6 protein-coding genes are annotated in these 4,555 nt (G+C 72.4%); 3 read left to right on the plus strand and 3 right to left on the minus strand.

Annotated features, from left to right (window positions below):
* The 3 genes from ACIY1X_RS23650 to ACIY1X_RS23660 form a co-directional block, all read right to left on the minus strand.
* A partial coding sequence (locus ACIY1X_RS23650; protein WP_399685393.1) for a Tex-like N-terminal domain-containing protein occupies window positions 1–263 on the minus strand: 263 nt, incomplete at its 3' end.
* Window positions 264–321: 58 nt separating this feature from the next.
* A complete protein-coding gene (locus ACIY1X_RS23655; protein ID WP_399685396.1) occupies window positions 322–1,011 on the minus strand; it encodes a sensor histidine kinase in 690 nt (229 codons plus the stop codon).
* Window positions 1,012–1,031: 20 nt separating this feature from the next.
* Complete coding sequence (locus ACIY1X_RS23660; protein ID WP_399685399.1) at window positions 1,032–1,805, minus strand: LuxR C-terminal-related transcriptional regulator; 774 nt, start codon at window positions 1,803–1,805, stop codon at window positions 1,032–1,034.
* Window positions 1,806–2,171: 366 nt separating this feature from the next.
* On the opposite strand from ACIY1X_RS23660, the gene ACIY1X_RS23665 reads away from it, so the two are divergent.
* The 3 genes from ACIY1X_RS23665 to ACIY1X_RS23675 form a co-directional block, all read left to right on the plus strand.
* Window positions 2,172–2,648 carry a hypothetical protein gene (locus tag ACIY1X_RS23665; RefSeq protein ID WP_051954030.1) on the plus strand — a complete coding sequence of 159 codons (477 nt, stop codon included), beginning with the start codon at window positions 2,172–2,174 and terminating at the stop codon, window positions 2,646–2,648.
* A 77-nt stretch (window positions 2,649–2,725) separates the two neighbouring features.
* On the plus strand, window positions 2,726–3,130 hold the full coding sequence (locus tag ACIY1X_RS23670) for a hypothetical protein (RefSeq protein WP_399685402.1): 405 nt from the start codon (window positions 2,726–2,728) through the stop codon (window positions 3,128–3,130).
* Between the two features lie 37 nt (window positions 3,131–3,167).
* On the plus strand, window positions 3,168–4,555 hold a 1,388-nt coding region (locus ACIY1X_RS23675), incomplete at its 3' end, for a peptidoglycan-binding protein (protein WP_399685405.1).

Raw genomic sequence — 4,555 nt, forward strand, 5'->3', positions numbered from 1 at the left:
GCGACGCGCAGCGCGTCCGTCAGCTTGCCCTGTTCGTCGATGGCCTTGAGCACCACCGCGCGGCGTTCCTCCAGCTCGCGCAGGTAGGTCAGGCGCACCTCCAGCTCGCGCAACTGCGCATCGTCCAGGCCGCCGGTGGCCTCCTTGCGGTAGCGGGCGATGAACGGCACCGTGGCGCCGCCGTCCAGCAGGTCGGTCGCGGCCTGGACCTGGTGCTCGCCCACCTTCAGTTCGGCGGCGATCTGGCGAATGATCTTCTGCATCTTTTGCGGGTCTGCCCTGGGGGAAAAGCGCGGGAGTTTGCCATAGGGCCCGCATCGCTCAGCCGGGGCCCGCGGGCAGCCGCAGCAGCACCGCGGTGCCGTGCGGCGCCAACGGCATCGCCTGCAGTTCGCCGCCGATGCGCTGCGCCCGGCGGCCCATGCCGGCCAGCCCGCGGCCGGGCGCCCGGGCGGGCGGCGCCAGGCCGACGCCGTCGTCCACCACCTGCAGCGTGGGACGGCCGCGCGCGTCCGCGCCCCAGCGGAACGCCACCTTGGTGGCCTGCGCGTGGCGCAGCACGTTCGACAGCGCCTCCTGCGCGATGCGCCCCACTTCGCGTGCCCGCACGCCGCCCACGCCCAGGCCGTCGGGCGAGACCTGCCACTCCAGCCGGATGCCCAGGCGGTCCAGCGCCGGCTGCATGCGGTGGCGCAGCCGGCCCAGGCGCTCGGGCACGGCCTCGCCGTCGAAGACGTCGATGTCGTCCACCGCCATCTGCAGCTCCAGCAGGCAGTCGTGCAGCGCCAGGCACAGCGGCCGCTGCGCGGCGTCGTGCGGATCGAGCGCGGCCAGCAGCGCGCCGAGCCGGGCGCCCACGCCGTCGTGCAGGTCGGCCGCCAGGCGCTGCAGGGCCGCCTCGTCGTCGCCGCCCCCTGGGCGGGGCGCTCGCAGCGCCCGCGCGCCGATCAGCGCGGCGGCGAGCAGCGCACCCGCGGCAAGCCAGCGCCGCCGTCCCGCCGTGCAAGGCATGGCACGCGTCCGGTCCGGGCTCAGAGCAGCCCGCGCTGGCCCGCCAGGCCGACCGCCTGGGCGCGCGTGTGCACGCGCAGCTTGCGATAGATGCTCTTGAGGTGCGAGTGCACCGTCTGCGCGCTGATGTCCAGTTCCCTCGCCACCTCGTCGTTGACGTGGCCGGCCGCCACCAGCCGCAGGATCTCGCATTCGCGCGACGACAGCGCGCCCGACGGCGCCGGCGGCGGCGCCAGGGCGCCGGCGCGCGGCTCGGCCCGCGGCAGCCGCGACAGCAGGCGCCGCGCCAGGCTGGGCGTGATCGCCGCGCCGCCGTTGGCCACCTCCAGCACGGCGCGCGCGTAGTCCTGGAACCAGCAGTGCTTGAGCAGGTAGCCGGTGGCGCCCAGCTCGAAGGCGCGCAGCACCCGGCGCTCGTCCTCCAGCGCCGAGACGACGATGCACTCGGCCTCGCTGCGGCCGCGCTGCACCGCCTCGACCAGCTCCAGCCCGCAGCCGTCGCCCAGGCGCAGGTCGATCAGCGCGACGTCGAAGGCGCAGCGCGCCAGCAGGCGCCGCCCCTCCGCCAGGCTGGCGGCCTCGCCCTCCAGCGACACGCGTTCGTCGCGCACCAGCGACTGGGCGATGAGCCGGCGCGCGCCGGCGTCGTCGTCGACCACCACCACGCGCACCGGCCGGGCCGCCTGGCCCGTCAGGTGCGCCGGCCAGGCCGGGCCCGCCCTGCGCGGGTCCTCATCGATCACGATGCCGCGGCAAAGGACGGCGGCGGCATCCTGCTGAGCCCATGCATCCACTCCGGTCTCCTTCTCGACCGCCGTCGGGCGGCCGTCTCCAGGCCGTGCCGGCCGCTTTTCGATTGCTCGCGGCACTTGCACTTCGTAACTCCCCCGTTTCGCCAAGTAATTCCTTGACGACACCTTTTTTCTACGCCTGGCACTTCACTCTGTAAATCGTTAGTTCATCGGAGATGCTGACCTGCGGGGGGTAGTCCGTCGGCCATACCCACGGACTGCCCCGGCCAGGGCATTTGCGCCCCCGCGGCGGCTGCCCAGACTCGGTCCCGGTGCTGCAAGGACATGGGCCTCGCGGCGCTGGCGACCGGGGTGGCAGCCACGCCTGCCGGGCGTCTTCATCCAACTCTTTCCTTCGAGGGAACGATCATGAAGAAGCTTCTTGTCATTGCCGCCGTGCTGGCCTCCGGGACGGCGCTCGCCACCGGCCCGTCCACCGGCATCAACATCGACGGCACGTCGACCCAGATCGCGGTGCTGAAGAACACGTCGGTGTCGAACAAGTCGAACGCCGACACCTTCGCCAACCAGAACCTGGCCAGCAACGCGGGCAACGTGCAGGTCGAGAGCCGCGCCCAGTCGCTGCAGGTGGTGGCCACCAAGAACAGCTCGTTCACCAACGAAGCCAAGGGCCACGACGCCATCGCCAGCCAGAACGTCTCGTCCAACCTGGGCGACGTGACGATCGCCGGCAAGTCCACGCAGATCACGCTGGGCGACGGCGCGCACGTGAGCAACCTGGCCGACGGCGCCAAGTCGCTGGCGATCCAGAACATCGCCTCCAACAACGCCTGCGTGACCTGCACGGGCGTGTACGAGCGCCGCGCCGACAAGCACGGCCGCTGACGAGCCCGCTCCGGCCCGCGCGCCCCGGCGTGCGCGCGGCCGGGGCCCCTTCCTCCCGCGCCCCCGAGGAGTCCGTCATGAGAGCCTCCCGCTTTCCCGCCGCCTGGCTGGCCCTGGCCGCATCCGCCCTCGCCTGGGCCGCTCCCGGCGAGGACCCCGTCGTCCTGACGCAGAAGCAGAACGTGAACATGCTGCCGACCGCGCCGGCGCCGCGCTCGTCCGACGCCGTGCTCACCGACGGCATGCCGAGCTGGCTGCGCGCCCGCGTGGTGCGCTTCGAGTCCAAGGCCATGGGCAACCCGGCCGGCATGCGCACCGACAAGGACCTGACGACGCAGGCCGCCAGCGAAGGCATGAACAAGACCTGCATCCAGGACCTGGGCGCCGCCGCGCCGGCCGGCAACGGCTTCAGCCAGTACGGCCCCAAAGGCCAGGACCAGGTCGTCGTGCTGCGCGGCGACGTGGTCAACGTCTGCCGCTAAGGGCAGCCACCTTTTTCCTGCCGCAGGGAGACATGCCATGAACCACCGACCACCGCGTCCGGCGGGCCTCGCGCACCTGGGCGTGCTGGGCCTGGCCGCCGTCGTCCTGCTGGCGGGCTGCGCCATGCCGATGGACGCGCGGCGCGACAAGGCCTTCCAGTCGCACGCGCACGTCGCCGACCGGCCCAACAACCGGCCGGTGCGCTCGGTGTCCAGCTTCTCCGAATCGCTGGCCTGCATGGACCGCATGCTGCGCGCCGCCGAACTGCCGACCACGCTGGTCACCAGCAAGCAGATCCCCGACTACTCCGGCAAGATGCCGGTGGCGACCAAGGACATGATCATCACGGCCCTGTCGCAGATGTCGCGCACCAGCAATGCCTTCCGCTACGTCGACTACGAGGTCGAGCTGGCGCGCCAGGACACGGTGCAGACGCTGACCACCATCCTGCTGAACAACAACCAGCTCCAGCTCCAGCGCCCGGGCCTGTACTTCTCGGGCGCGATCTCCTACCTCGACCAGAACGTGCTCAGCGGCCACGCCGACTTCGGCACCTCGGCCTCGCGCCTGGAGACCGGCTACAGCCGCAGCCGCAACGCGGCGCTGGTGGCGCTGGAGCTGCACCTGGGCGACTTCCGCACGCGCACGCTGATCCCCGGCCTGGACTCGGCCAACGAGGTCATCATCGGCACCGGCGGCGAAGGGCTGGACCTGGCCGGGCGCATCGGCTCGTACGGGGTGCAGTTCACCATCGGGCGCGACTACACCCAGGGCGCCGGCGCCGCCATGCGCACGCTGGTGGAGCTGGCCACCATCGAGCTGGTGGGCAAGTGGGCGCGCGTGCCCTACTGGCAGTGCCTCACGCTGGACCAGGCGCACCCCGAGTTCCAGCGCACCATGCGCGACTGGTACGAGGAAGGCGCGGCGCAGACGCGCTCGGCCCTGGTGCAGCAGTCGCTGGTGATGCAGGGCTACCTGCCCGCGCAGGCGCAGCCGCTGCCGCCCCAGTCACGGCAGCTGCGCGAGGCGCTGGCGCGCTTCCAGACCGACCGCGGCATGCCGGCCAGCGGCGAACTGGACTTCCCCACCTACGAGAAGGCGCTGGGCGGCTTCGTCGGCCTGGACGCGCAGGGCCACCTGGCGCGCATCGGCTGGGCGCCCACCAGCAGCACGCCGCTGCCGGCGCCGCCGGCCTCGGAGGTCGCGTCCGCGCACCCGGTGCAACCGCTGGGCAGCCCGCCCGAGCCGCGCCGCATCGACATGCAGATCGAGAACGTCATGACCGGCCGCAACGCCTTCGAGGCCGGCGAGCAGATCTTCCTGTCGGCCACCGTCTCGCGCGCCTCCTTCCTGTACTGCTACATGTGGGAGGAGCGCGGCGTGGTCATGCGCCTGACGCCGAACGACGTGAACTCGGCCAGCGC

Origin of the sequence: Xenophilus sp. (assembly GCF_044462705.1) — a bacterium.
Lineage (GTDB): Bacteria > Pseudomonadota > Gammaproteobacteria > Burkholderiales > Burkholderiaceae_C > Xenophilus > Xenophilus azovorans.

Bases quoted from the DNA above. Each gene is read 5' to 3' on its own strand.
- ACIY1X_RS23670 (WP_399685402.1), top strand. From the start codon at position 2,726: ATGAGAGCCTCCCGCTTTCCCGCCGCCTGGCTGGCCCTGGCCGCATCC.
- ACIY1X_RS23665 (WP_051954030.1), top strand. From the start codon at position 2,172: ATGAAGAAGCTTCTTGTCATTGCCGCCGTGCTGGCCTCCGGGACGGCG.
- ACIY1X_RS23655 (WP_399685396.1), bottom strand. From the start codon at position 1,011: ATGCCTTGCACGGCGGGACGGCGGCGCTGGCTTGCCGCGGGTGCGCTG.